11 protein-coding genes and 2 rRNA genes (1 of these 13 only partly in view) are annotated in these 15,404 nt (G+C 67.7%); all 13 read right to left on the bottom strand.

Annotation, left to right across the window (positions count from 1 at the left end):
* Positions 1-32: 32 nt before the first annotated feature.
* Positions 33-749, bottom strand: coding sequence for a TIGR03936 family radical SAM-associated protein (locus ACQP1V_RS10950; protein ID WP_387412793.1), 717 nt, complete (start codon positions 747-749; stop codon positions 33-35).
* A 120-nt stretch (positions 750-869) separates the two neighbouring features.
* On the bottom strand, positions 870-2,792 hold the full coding sequence (locus ACQP1V_RS10945; RefSeq protein ID WP_433421610.1) for a TIGR03960 family B12-binding radical SAM protein: 1,923 nt from the start codon (positions 2,790-2,792) through the stop codon (positions 870-872).
* Between the two features lie 62 nt (positions 2,793-2,854).
* Positions 2,855-4,027: a rod shape-determining protein RodA gene (gene rodA, locus ACQP1V_RS10940; RefSeq protein WP_433421607.1), complete on the bottom strand. Its 1,173-nt coding sequence runs from the start codon at positions 4,025-4,027 to the stop codon at positions 2,855-2,857.
* Positions 4,024-6,084, bottom strand: coding sequence for a penicillin-binding protein 2 (mrdA, locus tag ACQP1V_RS10935; RefSeq protein WP_433421604.1), 2,061 nt, complete (start codon positions 6,082-6,084; stop codon positions 4,024-4,026). The genes rodA and mrdA overlap by 4 nt, the downstream gene beginning before the upstream one ends.
* 13 nt (positions 6,085-6,097) lie before the next feature.
* Positions 6,098-6,601 carry a rod shape-determining protein MreD gene (gene mreD / locus ACQP1V_RS10930; protein ID WP_433421601.1) on the bottom strand — a complete coding sequence of 168 codons (504 nt, stop codon included), beginning with the start codon at positions 6,599-6,601 and terminating at the stop codon, positions 6,098-6,100.
* A 5-nt stretch (positions 6,602-6,606) separates the two neighbouring features.
* Positions 6,607-7,686 (bottom strand): rod shape-determining protein MreC, encoded by a 1,080-nt coding sequence (mreC, locus tag ACQP1V_RS10925; RefSeq protein ID WP_433421598.1) that lies wholly within the window; start codon positions 7,684-7,686, stop codon positions 6,607-6,609.
* Positions 7,687-7,695: 9 nt separating this feature from the next.
* Positions 7,696-8,727, bottom strand: a complete 1,032-nt coding sequence (locus ACQP1V_RS10920) for a rod shape-determining protein (protein WP_433421595.1) — start codon at positions 8,725-8,727, stop codon at positions 7,696-7,698.
* 197 nt (positions 8,728-8,924) lie between these two features.
* Positions 8,925-9,335: a nucleoside-diphosphate kinase gene (gene ndk / locus ACQP1V_RS10915; RefSeq protein WP_067130493.1), complete on the bottom strand. Its 411-nt coding sequence runs from the start codon at positions 9,333-9,335 to the stop codon at positions 8,925-8,927.
* Positions 9,336-9,452: 117 nt separating this feature from the next.
* A complete protein-coding gene (locus tag ACQP1V_RS10910) occupies positions 9,453-10,973 on the bottom strand; it encodes a hypothetical protein (RefSeq protein ID WP_433421592.1) in 1,521 nt (506 codons plus the stop codon).
* An 11-nt stretch (positions 10,974-10,984) separates the two neighbouring features.
* The gene (locus tag ACQP1V_RS10905; protein ID WP_433421589.1) at positions 10,985-11,347 is read right to left on the bottom strand and encodes a DUF4233 domain-containing protein; all 363 of its coding nucleotides are present in this window, start codon (positions 11,345-11,347) and stop codon (positions 10,985-10,987) included.
* A gap of 32 nt (positions 11,348-11,379) precedes the next feature.
* Positions 11,380-12,663, bottom strand: a complete 1,284-nt coding sequence (locus ACQP1V_RS10900) for a bifunctional folylpolyglutamate synthase/dihydrofolate synthase (protein WP_387412819.1) — start codon at positions 12,661-12,663, stop codon at positions 11,380-11,382.
* A 1,110-nt stretch (positions 12,664-13,773) separates the two neighbouring features.
* Positions 13,774-13,890 (bottom strand): 5S ribosomal RNA (rrf, locus tag ACQP1V_RS10895).
* 88 nt (positions 13,891-13,978) lie between these two features.
* Positions 13,979-15,404: ribosomal RNA gene (locus ACQP1V_RS10890) — 23S ribosomal RNA — on the bottom strand (it continues 1,678 nt past the right edge of the window).

Raw genomic sequence — 15,404 nt, 5'->3', positions numbered from 1 at the left:
CGGGCTCCCTTTCGGTGCCTCGGCGGCAAGTCTTATCGGTCTCCGCCCACCCGATCGAAATCGAACGGGTCGGCGGGCTCACCGGTCGTCGCGTCGAGCGGCCCCTGCGCCAGCCTGGTCACCTCGGGGGGTGACAGCGGCGCGAGGCCCGCCACAAGACGCAGTCCCGTGAGTACGTCGTCGGGTCGAACCGCAGGTGTCGCGTGCCGAACGACCATGCGAAGTATGACACACGGCCGATCAGGCTCCTGGCCTGCCGCTCTCCCCGGCCCGTCCTGAACGGTCAGAGACAGCACCGCCTCGCGGGCGTCGAACCGCCGCAGACCCTTCTTGGTCAGGCGTTCGACCTCCACGCGGTCGGCGGCGACGAACTCCTCAACCGCCTTGGCCGCTACCTCGGGATCCACCCCGGGCAGCCGCAGCTCCCACGTCGAGCCCTCCAGCCGGTCGGCCAGGCCACTGTCGCGTGCCTCGACCACATCGAGCACGTCCAGGCCGGGCGGCAACGAGGCGTCCAGGTCGGCACGCAGGCGGTGCGGGTCGCACGGCCTGGTCACGCCGATCTCGAGGTACTCGGCCTCACTCGCCGTACCGGTCGGGGCCGCGCCGGCATAAGAGATCTTCGGATGGGGGCTGAACCCAGCGCTGTAGGCCACCGGGATGTCGGCTCGCCGCACCGCCCTTTCGACGGCACGCGAGATGTCACGGTGGCTGGTGAAGCGCAGCCGTCCACGCTTGGCGTAGCGCACGCGAAGGCGCTGCACCGTGGGCGCGGGCGGGGGGCCATCAGGAACGGGTTTCAGTGTTAAGTCGTCCTTCCGGTGTCGGTCCGTCGTCTTTCAGGATAAGCCTCGCTCGGAAGTCCCCTGTCAGATCACGGTGAGGGGCAGCAGCTTCTTGCCGGTCGGGCCCACCTGGATCTCGGTTCCCATAGTGGGGCAGACGCCGCAGTCATAGCAGGGCGTCCAGCGGCAGTCCTCGACCTCGACGTCGCTCTTGGCGTCCTGCCAGTCCTGCCAGAGCCACTCCCGGTCCAGGCCCGCGTCCAGGTGGTCCCACGGGAGCACCTCGTGCTCCTCGCGCTCGCGGATGGTGTACCAGTCGACGTCCACGGTCTCGTCGGCCAGCGCCTTCTCGGCCGCGCGCATCCAGCGCTCGTAGGAGAAGTGCTCGGTCCAGCCGTCGAACCGGCCGCCGTCCTCCCAGACCGCCCGGATGACCCGGCCCACGCGGCGATCGCCGCGCGAAAGCAGCCCCTCGACGATGGACGGCTTGCCGTCGTGATAGCGGTAGCCGATGGCCCGGCCGTACTCCTTGTCGCCGCGCAACGAGTCGCGCAGCTCACGCAGGCGGCGGTCGACCGTCTCGTGGTCGCACTGGGCGGCCCACTGGAACGGCGTGTGCGGCTTCGGCACGAAGCCGCCGATCGACACGGTGCAGCGCACGTCCTTGGAGCCGGTGGCCTCCCGGCCCGCCTGGATGACCTTCTTGGCCAGGTCGGCGATGCCCAGGACGTCCACGTCCTCCTCGGTGGGAAGGCCGCACATGAAGTACAGCTTCACCTGCCGCCACCCCTGGCTGTAGGCCGTGGTGACGGTGCGGATCAGGTCCTCCTCGGTGACCATCTTGTTGATCACCTTGCGCATCCGCTCGGAGCCGCCCTCCGGAGCGAAGGTCAGCCCGGAGCGCCGGCCGTTACGGGAGAACTCGTTCGCCAGGTCGATATTGAACGCGTCCACACGAGTGGACGGCAGCGACAGCGAGGTGTTGGTTCCCTCGTACCGGTCGGCCAGACCCTTGGCCACGTCGCCGATCTCGGAGTGGTCGGCGCTGGACAGCGACAGCAGCCCGACCTCGTTGAAGCCGGACTCGCGGATGCCGTTCTCCACCATGTCGCCGATCGTGGTGATCGAACGCTCACGCACCGGACGGGTGATCATCCCCGCCTGGCAGAAGCGGCAACCGCGGGTGCAACCGCGGAAGATCTCCACGCTGAACCGCTCGTGGACGGTCTCGGCCAGCGGAACGAGCGGCTTCTTCGGATAGGGCCACTCGTCGAGGTCCATCACGGTGTGTTTGAAGATCCGCGATGGCACGCCGGGACGGTTCGGCACGACGCGCATGATGCGCCCGTCCGGGTGGTACTCGACGTCATAGAACTTCGGGACGTAGACGCCTCCGGTGGAGGCGAGGCGCATGAGCAGCTCGTCGCGGCCGCCCGGGGACCCCTCCTCCTTCCACTCGCGGACGACTTCGGAAATCGCGATCGCGATCTGCTCTCCGTCGCCGAGGACGGCGGCGTCGAGGAAGTCGGCGATGGGCTCGGGGTTGAACGCGGCGTGGCCTCCGGCCAGCACGATCGGGTCCTCGTCCGTCCGGTCGACCGCGTCGAGCGGGATGCCCGCCAGGTCGAGCGCGGTCAGCAGGTTGGTGTAGCCGAGCTCCGTGGAGAAGGACACCCCGAAGACGTCGAAAGCGCGAACCGGGCGGTGTGCGTCGACGGTGAACTGGGGCACGCCTTCGGACCGCATGAGCGCCTCGAGGTCGGGCCAGACCGCGTACGTCCGCTCGGCCATCGTGTCCGGCAGCTCGTTGAGGATCTCGTAAAGGATCTGCACGCCCTGGTTGGGCAGGCCGATCTCGTAGGCGTCCGGGTACATGAGAGCCCATCGGACGCTCGCCTCGTCCCAGTCCTTGACCGTCGAGTTGAGCTCACCCCCGACGTACTGGATCGGCTTCTGCACCTTGGGCAGCAGCGGCTCCAGGCGAGGAAACAGTGACTCGACAGACATAAGCCCAAGCGTATCCGCTTCGAAAAGCGCTCCAGGTCCGTTGTCCACAGCCCTGGCCGCGGCTAGGCCGCGCGCCTGCCGTAGCCGCGGATGCGGATGGCCTGCAGCATGCCCACGGCCATCATGTTCGCGAACATGGCCGTGCCTCCGTAGGACACGAAGGGGAGGGGGATGCCGGTGATCGGCATGATCCCGATGGTCATCCCGACGTTGACGAAGCTCTGGAAGGCGAACCAGCAGACGATGCCCCCCGCCACCAGCGCCCCGAACCTGTCATCGCACTGACGCGCGATGCGTACGGCGCGCAGCAGCACGACACCGAGCAGGAGCACCACGGTGACTGAGCCGAGGAAGCCGAGCTCCTCTCCCGCGACGGTGAAGATGAAGTCGGTGTGCTGCTCCGGCACGAACCGGCCGGTGGTCTGCCCTCCGTGAAACAGACCCTTCCCGAAGATCTCGCCCGAGCCGATGGCGACGAGCGCCTGCGTGCTGTTGTAGCCGACCCCTCGCGGATCGCTCGCCGGGTTGATCAAAGCGGTGAATCGCGCCACCTGGTAGGGCTTCAGCAACCCCAGGGACCACACCGCGGCCGCCGTCGCGCCCCCGAGAAGGACGAACAGCATGATCCAGCGCTTGCGCACCCCCGCCAGCACCAGGACGCCCCCGGTGATGACCAGGAGGACCATGGTGGTGCCGAGGTCGGGCTCCAGCATCACCAGCGCCGCGGTGATCCCCGTGGCGCCGAGGCAGAGAGCCACGCTGACCAGCCTCGGCCGCCCCGTCTTCTCGGCGGGCTTGACAAGGCACCGCGCCAGGATCAACACGAGCGCCGGCTTGACCAGCTCGGCCGGCTGTACGGCGAAGCCGCCACCCAGCGTGATCCACGAGTGGTGTCCGTTGATCGTCGCTCCCATCGGCGAGATGACCAGCAGCAACCCGATGAGCGCCGCGACGAATACCCCGGGGGCGGCGGTCTGCAGCCGGCGGTAGTCCATCATGGCGACCACGAGGAACAGCGCCAGGCCGATGAGGATGTTGAGCACGTGCTTCTTGGCCATCCCGGTCGGCTGGACGGACATCCAGCTTCGGGTGGACGACCAGACCAGGAGCGTCCCGATGACGGCCAGCGCCGCGATCGCGAGCATCATGAGGCCGTCCATCCGCCGGACCGGCGACCCCTGCCCCACCGCACGGCGCGCGAACGATCGCCTCCGGAGGGCCGCCTGCTGGGTCATCGGGCGACCGTCCCATCCCGCCTGATGACCGGCAGGCGCTCCACGGGATGCCCGGAGGGCAGCGCGGCCTTCCGCTGCTTGCCGTTGTCGTCCTTGCCCAGGCCGTAGATGCCCTCCCAGATCTTCCTCGCCGCCGGAGCGGCGGTCTCCGCGCCGAAACCGCCCTGCGACACCATGACCACGGTCACGAACTGCGGGTTCTCGGCGGGAGCGAACGAGGCGAACCAGGAGGTGTCCCGCTTGCCCCACACCTCGGCGGTACCGGTCTTGCCACCGATCCGCACCTCGTTCATCGGGAAGCCGCGGAACGCGCCCGCCGCGGTGCCGTCCGACGTCACCTCGCTCAGCGCCTTGCGGATGTAGTCGCGGGTCTCCTTGCTGATCGGCAGCTTCCCGACGACCGGAACCTTGACCTCCTTGTCCAGCGAGCCGTCGGGACGGAACAGCGCCCAGCCGATCCGCGGGCTGCGGACCTTGCCGTCTCCCACAAGCGCGGCGTACGCCCTGGCGAGCTGGAGCGGGGTGACGAGCACGTCGCCCTGGCCGATGGAGAAGTTGGCCGCTTCGTACGCGTGGAAGATGTCGCCCTCAAGGCAGTTCTCATTGGCGAGCCGCTTGGCGAACGCCGCCCGTCCCTCATCCTTGATCTCCGGGAAGCCGGTCTTCGCCCGCCTGCAGTTCTCGGCCTTGGTGGCCTTCCACAGGTTCAACTTCCAGGAGCGGTCGGGGATGAGGCCCGGGGACTCGCCCGGCAGGTCGATGCCCGTCCGCCGGCCGAACCCGTAGGCGCGGGCCATGTTCGCCATCGGCTCCTTGACCTTGCCCTTCGGCTTGTTGCCGCCGTCGCGCTGCCACTGCTCGTACCCGGCCCGGTAGAAGACCGTGTCGCACGACTTCACCAGCGCGGTGTGCAGCGAGATGGAGCCCAGGCTCATACCCCCCGCGTTGCCGAACGCGCGGCCGGCGACGTTGTACGCGCTCGGGCACTCATACGTCCCGTGCAGCGGCGAGCCGTCCGCGACCATCGCCGACACCGAGGAGATCTTGAAGGTCGATCCCGGGGCGAAGGTGCCGTTGGTCGCCCGCGACACCAGCGGCTTGCCGGACTTCTTCGACAGCAGGTGCTGATAGTCGCGCTCGGAGATGCCCCCGGACCACACCGCAGGGTTGTACGTCGGCAGGCTGGCCATCGCGATGACCCGGCCGGTCTTGACGTCGAGCACCACGGCCGCGCCTCCGTCGGACCCCACACTCTTCACGGCCTCGGACAGCGCCTTCTCCACAATGGTCTGGACCCGCGCGTCGATACTGGTGACCAGCGTGTCTCCGGTGACCGGCGAGCGCGGCTGTTCGACGGCGATCTGCTTGCCCATCCGGTCCACCTGGACGCGCCTCAGACCCGCCTGGCCCCGGAGGTCGGGGTCGTACACGGCCTCCAGGCCGTCGCGGCCCACCAGGTCAACGCCGGAGAAACTGGCCTTGAGGCCTTCGCGCTTCTCCAGTTCGCTCTGCGTGACCGGCTGGAGGTACCCGAGAACCTGGGCCGCGTCCCTCCCCGTGGGGTAGTCGCGGACCGCCTGGATCTCCGCCGTGACCCCGGGGAAGTCCTCCTGCCGTTCCACGATCTGCAGCGCCTGCCGCTGGGGAATCCGGCTCGCCACCGGGATCGGCTGGTACGGCGAGCCCGGCCAGCACGGCCGCGACACCCCCGGCCCACAGGCGCGGATCTGCTGCTTGAGCTTCTCCGGCGACATGCCGAGCACCTTGCTCAGCCGGGCCAGTACGGCGGTGCCGCCGTCGGGCAGCCGTTCCAACGTGGTCCGATCCACGGAGACCACCAGGCTGGTGCTGTTGCGCACCAGCGGCCGGCCCGTGGCGTCGAGGATCTGCCCGCGCAACGCCGGCACCACTACCTCACGGGTACGCGTCTCGGTCGCGACCGCCACGAACTCCCTCCCGCGCACCACCTGGACCTGCCAGAGCCGTACGACGAGGATCACGATCAGGGAAACGACCACGATCTGAAGGACAATCAACCGCGTGTGCATCCTGGTCATGCGGCCCCCTCGCTCATATCCGCCTCCAGCTCGGCACAAGTGCGGGCTGCCGCCCCCGCTCGCGGTGCAGCCGCCGCACCGCCCACAACACGGCCGGGGCAGCGACCAGGTTGCACAGCGCCACCCATGGCCACACGGTTCGCATATAGGTCCAGCCGGCGCCGTCGTCCGTGACCAGGCCCCCCACCGCGACCGTGAAGGCCGGGGCGAGCACCGCGCACAGCATGGTGGCGGCCAGCGGCACGTGCTCGCCCAGCTTCCCCGCCACGAAACCGACGACGCACATGACCAGGGTGTACTGGCCGAGCACATCCCCCGCGGGTGGCAGGATGTCGGCGGCGAGACCGGCGAGGAACCCGATGACGGCGCCGTCGATCGGGCCTCTGATCGCGGCCAGGGCGATCACGACCAGCAGAACCAGGTCGGGGACCACCATGACGGGCAACCGGTTCAGGATCGTCACCTGCACGACCAGGGCGACGCAGACGAGAAACGCGGCGAGCAGGTTACGCGCCATGCCGATCAGTCCCTCTCCTCGGCCTGCCCCGGCGTGTCCGCCCCGCGCGGAGCCGGGCCGCCGAGGTCACGCTGGGCGGCCTGGTCCGGCTCCTGGACGGCGCCGGACGCGTCCCTGGCGTCCCGCTGCTGCTTCTCGCGGTCCATGGACTTGTCCTTGTGATTCTTGGCCTGGTCCTTCTTGTCCTTCTTGCCCGGCTGGCTCTTGGCCGGCTGATCGGGCAGGACCGAATCGCGCGGGTCGCGATCGGGCGCCCGAACCACCACGCCCACGACGTCGAGCGCGGTGAAATTCGCGTACGGCCGCGCGTAGGCGGTCCGGGTGAGCTCACCCGGCGTCACCACGACCCGCTCGATCTCGCCGATCGGCACACCCGGCACGTACGGCGTGCCGTTCTGGGAGCCGAAGGAGACGATCCGCCGGCCCTTCTTCAACGGCGTGGTGGAGTCGAGCAAACGCAGCCGGATCAGGTCGCCGTACTTGCCGCTGCCGCCGAGGCCGTTGACGACGCCGAGCTCGTTGCCGCCCTCCAGGCGGGCTCCCGCCGCGGAGCCGGGGTCGGTCAGGAGGATGACGGTCGAGGTGCTCGGCCCCGTCCGGACCACCCGCCCCACCAGACCGTCGCCGTTCAGGACGGTCATGTCCCGGCGCACGCCGTCCCGAGAGCCGACGTCGATCTCCACGTTGTCCTCCAGGCCGGCGGTGTGACGGCGCGCGATCACCTGCGCCGGGACGACCCGGTAGCGGCCGAGGCCGGACAGGCCGAGCATCCGGTCGAGCTCCTTGGACCTGTCCTTGTCCAACTCGGTGGCGGCCAGTCTGCTCCTCAGCTGGGCGTTCTCCTTTCTCAGCCCGTCTATACGCTCCTGGGCGCTGGGGGCGCCGGTCAGCATCGAGAAGAACCTCGAGACCGGCGCCGTCACTTTCGTGCTGGCCTGCTCAGCCGTGCCGAACACCGAGGACGCGATCTGCCCCAGTGGCCCCGCGACCGACGATTCGCCGCCGCGATGCCCGACGGTGATCAACACCAGAGCCGCAGCGAGGAGGATTCCGAGGATCAGGCGGGTGCGGCGAGAGTTTCTCATCACGCCCCCTTAGTGGCGGGGCTCCGGCACCAACACCTGCTGGAGGGCTTCGAAGTCCTCCACGCATCTGCCGGATCCGAGCGCCACCGAGTCGAGGGCGTTGTCCACGAGGTGCACCGGCATGCCGGTCTCGTCTCGCAGCCGCTCCTCCATGCCCTTGAGCAGTGCGCCGCCACCGGTGAGCGCGATCCCGCGGTCCATGAGATCGCCCGACAGCTCCGGCGGGCACTGGTCGAGGGTGGTCTTCACCGCGTCGACGATCGCGTTGACCTGCTCGGCGGTCGCCCGGCGGATCTCCTGAGCTGAGATCACGACGGTCTTGGGGAGCCCTGAGACGAGATCCCGGCCGCGGATCTCCGCGTGGATGTCCTCGTGGTCGTCGTACGCCGAGCCGATGGCGATCTTCACCTCCTCGGCGGTCCGATCGCCGAGCATCAGGGAATACTCCTTCTTGGCGAAGCTCACGACCGCCTGGTCGAGCTCGTCGCCACCGACCCTGATCGACTGGCAGGTGACGATGCCGCCCATCGAGATGATCGCGACCTCGGTGGTGCCGCCGCCGATGTCCACCACCATGTTGCCGGTCGGCTCGTGAACCGGAAGCCCGGCCCCGATCGCCGCCGCCATGGGCTCCTCAACGATGTAGACCCGGCGGGCTCCCGCCTGGTACCCCGCTTCCTTGACGGCCCGCTGCTCGACGCTAGTGATACCGCTGGGTACCGCGACGATGATCCGCGGCTTCGCGAATCGCTGGCGCCTGTGGACGCGCTGGATGAAGTACCTCAGCATGCGTTCGGTGATGTCGAAGTCGGCGATCACCCCGTCACGCAGGGGGCGCACGGCGATGATGCTTCCGGGTGTTCGCCCGATCATCCGTTTCGCCTCGATGCCCACCGCGACGATCTTTCCGGTGGAGTTGTTGAGTGCTACGACGGACGGCTCGTTCAGAACGATGCCGCGCCCTCGGACGTAGATGAGAGTGTTCGCCGTGCCGAGGTCAACCGCCATGTCACGGCCCAGGAATGCCAGCTTGCTCCCCATGCTGAAGAAGGCCTTTCAGGTGGTTTGCGGGATAACGCATCGCACTCGAATCGTAACTTGTTGTACCCAACGTCCGGCATATCGAGACCGTCAGCTACCTGGAAAATCTTCTGTCCCAGGGCCACCAAAATCTTCACTACCAGGGAAAACACGAGAGGCCCCGGTTTGAGCCGGGGCCTCTCCTGTGGTCTGAGCGCTCAGAAGCGGTCAGGGAAGAAGATCTTGATCTCGCGGGCGGCGGACTCGGGCGAGTCGGACCCGTGGACGATGTTCTCGCCAATCTCCAGGGCGTGGTCGCCGCGGATCGTTCCGGGGGCCGACTTCACCGGGTCGGTCAGACCGGCCAGCCCGCGGAACGCCTCGACGGCCCGCGGACCTTCCGCAACGAGCGCGACAAGCGGCGCGGACGTGATGAACTCCACAAGCTCCCCGAAGAACGGGCGCTCGGCGTGCTCGGCGTAGTGCGTCTTGGCGGTCTCGGCGTCAAGCGTGCGCAGGTCCATCGCCACGATCTTGAGGCCCTTGCGCTCGATGCGGCCGACGACGTCGCCGATAAGGCCACGACGGACACCGTCCGGCTTGATCAGGACCAGCGTGCGCTCCGACACGAGAATCTCCTCTGTTGTGATCTTCAGCCGTTCTCGATGACGGCCGGGAAAGGGGGCTCTCCGCAGCAGAGCGTGCTCATGGCCGCGCTCGCTCGGGTGCTCCGTGCATCCCGCAGCTTACCGGTCTGAGAAGGTTTCCCCGTTATCCCCGGTCTTCTCCTCCGGAGAAGGGGTGGGCGAGGGGACCAGCACGACCGACTCCCGGCGCGAGGGAGCGGGCTCCCGCCGCCCCAGCCAGGACGCGATCACGATGATGCCCACGACCGCGAACCCGCCCACCAGGGCCCACGTCCACAGCGCGTCGACGAACGCCTGCGCGATCAGCTCCGGCTTCGTCGGATCGCCGGACCGCGCCACGTCCTGCAGACGGGTGAGCTGGACACCCGTCCCGAGCAGGAAACCCGCGAGCACGGCAGGGAAGCACAGGGACAGGCCGAGCAGCGCCGTACCAAGCCGCACCGGCCGCAGCGCGGCGACCAGCGCGACGGCGGAGCCCCCGGCGAGCAGCGCGAACGGCACCACGAGCAGCAGGCCGTCCGGCGTCGGCGCGATCAGCCTGATCGCGCACAGACCGGCCACCACCGCGACCAGACCGGCCCCGACGAACCTCCCGGCCCGCTCCTCCTTCAGGGCACCCACAAGGCATGCGGTGGCCAGCGCGACGACGGCGGCCAGCATGAAGGGCAGCCACAGCCCGGAGAGCCCCGGCCCTCCACGGACCCCGCCCATCTCCACGTACGTCGTCTGGGCCGCGGTCGGCAGGACCACCAGGCCGACGGCGACGCTGGTGAAGGCGAGCGTCCTTCCGCCGGGCCCCTCGAACGCGACGACCGCGCCCAGCCCCAGCATCGCCACCACCGCGACCGCCGCCGCGGCGATGACGAGGACCGGCGGCCAGTCGAACGTCGTCCCGACGGCCAGTACGGCGATGCCCGCCGCAGGGACAGCGGCCAGTCCCAGCCGGCTCCGCTCCGACGCCGACGGCCCCTCGGTGGCGCTCTCCGCCCGGTCGGCGCCGTCTCTGGCCACGATCCAGAGCACCAGGTACACCGCGGCGAGCGCCAGCGCGACACCGGTGAGCAATGGATAGGGCTGGAGGGTGACCTGCCAGGCGGTCGCCTTGGCCAACGGCCACAACGCGAGCGCCTGCGCCCCGGCCAGGCTCGCGGCGAGCGTCCCCGCCCACAGAGGCAGCAGGAACCTGCGCCGCGGACGCTCCCACACGGCCACGAGGGTCGCGGGCAACAGCAGTCCCGCGCCGATGCCGTGCAGGACGCGCAGCACGCCGACCGTGACGGCCGACCCCGCGTAACCGCCCGCGGCGTCCGCCGCGGCGAGCAATGTGAGCCCCACGACCAGGATGGGCGCGGAACGGAACCGCCTTACCGCGACCGACGCGAGCGGCACGGTCAGCAGCATGACCGGCAGCGCCAGGCCGTGCGCCCGCGTCATGGCGATCTGCGAGGCGCCCGGCGGCAGCAGCGCGGCCACTACGGAGATGGTGTTCGGGATGGCGACGATCGCCAGCGGCAGCGCGACCGCGACGAGGAGCCCGACCACGACGTCGAGCATCAATGGAACGCGTACAGCACGAACCGGCACCGCGGCCCGGGCCTGTGGAATCGGGGGGACGGCCATGCTGGCCGACTTTAGCGCTTCGTCGCGCCTTCGACACGGCGAGCGACGAATATCGCGGTTATCCACAGGGCCGCGAAGATCGCGCCCAGGACGAACATCGTCGTGACCAGGAACCCGGTGGCGATCGCCAGAAGCTGCACGACACTGCCCGCGATGTAGCCCGCGGGCCGCTTCAGCATGCCCGCGGCCACCACGCACAACACCGCCAGGCCGATGCCCACGCTCACGGCCACCGCGGTGTCGACGTGCGCCACCGCGATCGCGACCGGGATGAACAGCGCGACGACGATCGCCTCCATCCCGAGCACGCTGGCACCCAGCCGGCGCATCCCCGGGGTCACCTCGAACCTGCCCTCGCCGCTTCCGCCGCTCATCGCTCCGCCTTGGGTCATCGCCCCGCTCTGGGTCATCGATCCGCCTTGAGAAGAACGCGGGCGTCGCCGGCCGTCACGACGGACCCGGTGATCAGCACACCCGAGCCGAACTCGTCGCCCTGGTCGGCCAGTCCGACCGCCAAATCGATGGCGTCGTCCAGCCGCGCCACCTCATGGACCCGGTCCGCCCCGAAGACGCTCTCCGCCCTCGCCGCGAGATCCTCCGACGACATGGACCGGGGTGAGGTGTTCCTCGTCACCACGACCTCCTCGACGATGGGCTCAAGGAGCTCCAGGAGCGTGTCGACATCCTTGTCCGCCATCACCGCCACCACGGCGATGAGCCGGGTGAAGCCGAACGACTCCGAAATCGCGTCGACGGATGCCTCCATGCCCCCCGGGTTGTGCGCGGCGTCGAGGACCACCGTCGGCCCGCGCCGCACCACCTCCAGCCGGCCCGGGCTGGTCACCTGGGCGAACGCCTGCCGTACGAGCTCGTCGCCGAGAGGATCGTCACCCGCGGTCAGCGCCTCCACTGCGGCCAGCGCGCTCGCCGCGTTGCTCGCCTGGTGTGCGCCGTACAGGGGGAGGAAGACCTCCTCGTACACGCCCTTCAGGCCCTTCAACTGCAGAAGCTGGCCGCCCATGGCGATCTCACGATGCAGGACGCCGAACTCCAGCCCCTCCCGTGCGACCGTCGCGCCCATCTCCACAGCGCGGCGCATCAGCACCTCCGCCGCCGGGAGCGGCTGCTGTGAGAGTACGGTCATCGCCTTGGCCTTGATGATCCCGGCCTTCTCACCGGCGATCGTCGGGATGTCCGGACCGAGATAGTCGGTGTGGTCGAGCGAGATCGGCGTGATCACCGACACCGTGCCGTCGGCCACATTGGTCGCGTCCCAGGTGCCGCCCATGCCGGTCTCGATCACCGCGACGTCGACCGGCGTGTCCGCGAAAGCGGCGAACCCCATGGCCGTGAGGACCTCGAAGAAGCTGAGCTTCCCGACCTTCGCGTCGATGATCTCAAGGTACGGCGCGATGTCCTCGTAAACCTCCGTGAACCGCTCCTCCGAGAGGGGCACGCCGTCAACGCTGATGCGCTCACGCATGGAGGTCAGGTGAGGGCTGGTGAACCGGCCGACCCGAAGGTTGCGCTCCCGCAGCAGCGCCTCAATCATCCGCGCGGTGCTCGTCTTGCCGTTGGTCCCGGCGACATGCACGATCGGGTACGCCTTGTGAGGGTCACCGAGCAGCTCCACCAAAGCGGTGATCCGGTCGAGCGTCGGCTCGAATTCCCACTCGACTCCCCTACGCATGATGGCCTGTTCGACCTCTCGATACTCCACGCATCAACCTTACTGTCAGCCTTCCCGGCCCCGGATCGCCACCGTCCCGGCCACCCCAGCCGAATGCGTCTGTTTGCTTCCGGCCTTGGCAATGCCTGCGGTGGCTGAAGATCGCGGAGTCCGCAGTGGCTCAGACTTCCCAGGCGTCACCGGGCTCAGGCCCGTAGACGCCCCGCAGGGACTGCGCTGGCTCAGTTTCATATGCGGGATGGCGCTGCGCAGAGCTGAGCCTTCTCGGCGTTGCGCACGGCGTAGGTCCGTAGGCGCTGCGCACGGCGTAGGCCCGTAGGCGCTGCGGCGGGGGCTGCTCCGGCCGGCCGTGATAGTTACGCCCCAGTGATGCCGCTCCCGCGGCCATCGCGGGCACGGTGGTACATGGCACGGTCCTACGCCGGCCTCCGCAACCCCCGCCTCCGCGCCAACCTCTCCCGCCGTATCCCGGCCAAAACCCACCACAACCGACCGAGCAGCCAGCCCCGCGTCCCGCCCCACAACAACACGACCAACAGCAGAGGCACCGCTCCCCCATCTACGCCACTGCCGCCTACGCCACCAGCCGCGGCACCCCCACCTGCACCCGCGTCCGCGCCTGCACACCAGACTCTCAGGGCCAGCACCGGCAACCATCGCCCTCAATAACCCTCGCCACCACAGCAGCCCCCACACCCCGCCCGGCACCACCACAGGTTGAATCGCTATCTCCGACCCTTGTGACCCGTACAGCGCCCTGCACGACGAGCCCCACCTCCACCCAGGACGGCACACCTGGACCGCCTGAGCGGCCTCCCGCACCCCACCGAAGAAACAGCCCCAAAACAAAAAAGGGGCCCCACCGGACCCCTCAAAACACCCACCACACAAACCACCGCCGACACGACACCACCACCACCACCAGCCGGCAACCCACAAACCCGCCAACAACCAACACCGCACAACAAAAAAGGGGCCCACCACCGGACCCCCAACAACAACCGCCAGCCGCCAGCCGCGACCACAACCCCAACCAGCCGGCGAGAAAACAGCCCCCGAAAACGAAGAAAGGGCCACCCCATCAGGGGTGGCCCTTCCTCACAAAAAATTGTCCGGCGGCGTCCTACTCTCCCACACCCTCCCGAGTGCAGTACCATCGGCGCTGGAAGGCTTAACTACCGGGTTCGGAATGTAACCGGGTGTTTCCCAACCGCTATAACCGCCGTAACCCTATGAAACACACAACCAGCCACCCACCATCACAGCGGGCAGGACTGTTTGCAGTCTCTGAATCGCATAGTCGACGCGAACATCTATGGACAAGTCCTCGGCCTATTAGTACCGGTCAGCTCCACACGTTACCGCGCTTCCACTTCCAGCCTATCAACCCGGTCATCTACCGGGAGCCTTACCCCACAAAGGGTGGGAGACCTCATCTCGAGACGAGCTTCCCGCTTAGATGCTTTCAGCGGTTATCCCTTCCGAACGTAGCCAACCAGCCGTGCTCCTGGCGGAACAACTGGCACACCAGAGGTTCGTCCGTCCCGGTCCTCTCGTACTAGGGACAGCCTCTCTCAAGTCTCCTGCGCGCGCAGCGGATAGGGACCGAACTGTCTCGCGACGTTCTAAACCCAGCTCGCGTACCGCTTTAATGGGCGAACAGCCCAACCCTTGGGACCTACTCCAGCCCCAGGATGCGACGAGCCGACATCGAGGTGCCAAACCATCCCGTCGATATGGACTCTTGGGGAAGATCAGCCTGTTATCCCCGGGGTACCTTTTAGCCGTTGAGCGACACCGCTTCCACAAGCCGATGCCGGATCACTAGTCCCAGCTTTCGCTCCTGCTCGACCCGTCAGTCTCACAGTCAAGCTCCCTTGTGCACTTACACTCGACACCTGATTACCAACCAGGCTGAGGGAACCTTTGGGCGCCTCCGTTACTCTTTAGGAGGCAACCGCCCCAGTTAAACTACCCACCAGACACTGTCCCCCACCCGGATACACGGGCGCGGGTTAGACGTTCAAAACGACCAGAGTGGTATTTCACCAATGACTCCACCCCAACTAGCGTCGAGGCTTCCCAGTCTCCCACCTATCCTACACAAGACGCTCCAAACGCCAATGTCAAGCTGTAGTGAAGGTCCCGGGGTCTTTCCGTCCTGCTGCGCGTAACGAGCATCTTTACTCGTAGTGCAATTTCACCGGGTCTGTGGTTGAGACAGCGGGGAAGTCGTTACGCCATTCGTGCAGGTCGGAACTTACCCGACAAGGAATTTCGCTACCTTAGGATGGTTATAGTTACCACCGCCGTTTACCGGCGCTTAAGTTCTCAGCTTCGCATACCCGAAGGCACACTAACCGGTCCCCTTAACGTTCCGGCACCGGGCAGGCGTCAGTCCGTATACATCGTCTTACGACTTCGCACGGACCTGTGTTTTTAGTAAACAGTCGCTTCCCCCTGGCCACTGCGGCCTCCACCAGCTTCGGAGGAAAACTCCTACACCAACAGAGGCCCCCCTTCTCCCGAAGTTACGGGGGCAATTTGCCGAGTTCCTTAACCACAGTTCACCCGAACGCCTTAGTATTCTCTACCTGACCACCTGAGTCGGTTTCGGGTACGGGCCGCTACGACACTCACTAGAGGCTTTTCTTGGCAGCATAGGATCACCCACTTCACCACAATCGGCTCGGCATCACATCTCAGGCTATATGGCAGACGGATTTGCCTATCTGCCGCCC

The organism is Microtetraspora malaysiensis (assembly GCF_050947145.1).
Taxonomy (GTDB): domain Bacteria; phylum Actinomycetota; class Actinomycetes; order Streptosporangiales; family Streptosporangiaceae; genus Microtetraspora_A; species Microtetraspora_A malaysiensis.
The sequence above is the reverse complement of the archived record's forward strand: the minus strand, read 5'-3'. Positions and strand labels throughout refer to the sequence as shown.

What these genes read in the sequence shown, in the direction of transcription:
- mreC (WP_433421598.1), bottom strand. Translation starts at nt 7,686, where the DNA reads ATGAGAAACTCTCGCCGCACCCGCCTGATCCTCGGAATCCTCCTCGCT.
- ACQP1V_RS10905 (WP_433421589.1), bottom strand. Translation starts at nt 11,347, where the DNA reads ATGAGCGGCGGAAGCGGCGAGGGCAGGTTCGAGGTGACCCCGGGGATG.
- ACQP1V_RS10900 (WP_387412819.1), bottom strand. Translation starts at nt 12,663, where the DNA reads ATGCGTAGGGGAGTCGAGTGGGAATTCGAGCCGACGCTCGACCGGATC.
- ACQP1V_RS10910 (WP_433421592.1), bottom strand. Translation starts at nt 10,973, where the DNA reads ATGGCCGTCCCCCCGATTCCACAGGCCCGGGCCGCGGTGCCGGTTCGT.
- mrdA (WP_433421604.1), bottom strand. Translation starts at nt 6,084, where the DNA reads ATGACCAGGATGCACACGCGGTTGATTGTCCTTCAGATCGTGGTCGTT.
- ACQP1V_RS10920 (WP_433421595.1), bottom strand. Translation starts at nt 8,727, where the DNA reads ATGGGGAGCAAGCTGGCATTCCTGGGCCGTGACATGGCGGTTGACCTC.
- ACQP1V_RS10945 (WP_433421610.1), bottom strand. Translation starts at nt 2,792, where the DNA reads ATGTCTGTCGAGTCACTGTTTCCTCGCCTGGAGCCGCTGCTGCCCAAG.
- mreD (WP_433421601.1), bottom strand. Translation starts at nt 6,601, where the DNA reads ATGGCGCGTAACCTGCTCGCCGCGTTTCTCGTCTGCGTCGCCCTGGTC.
- rodA (WP_433421607.1), bottom strand. Translation starts at nt 4,027, where the DNA reads ATGACCCAGCAGGCGGCCCTCCGGAGGCGATCGTTCGCGCGCCGTGCG.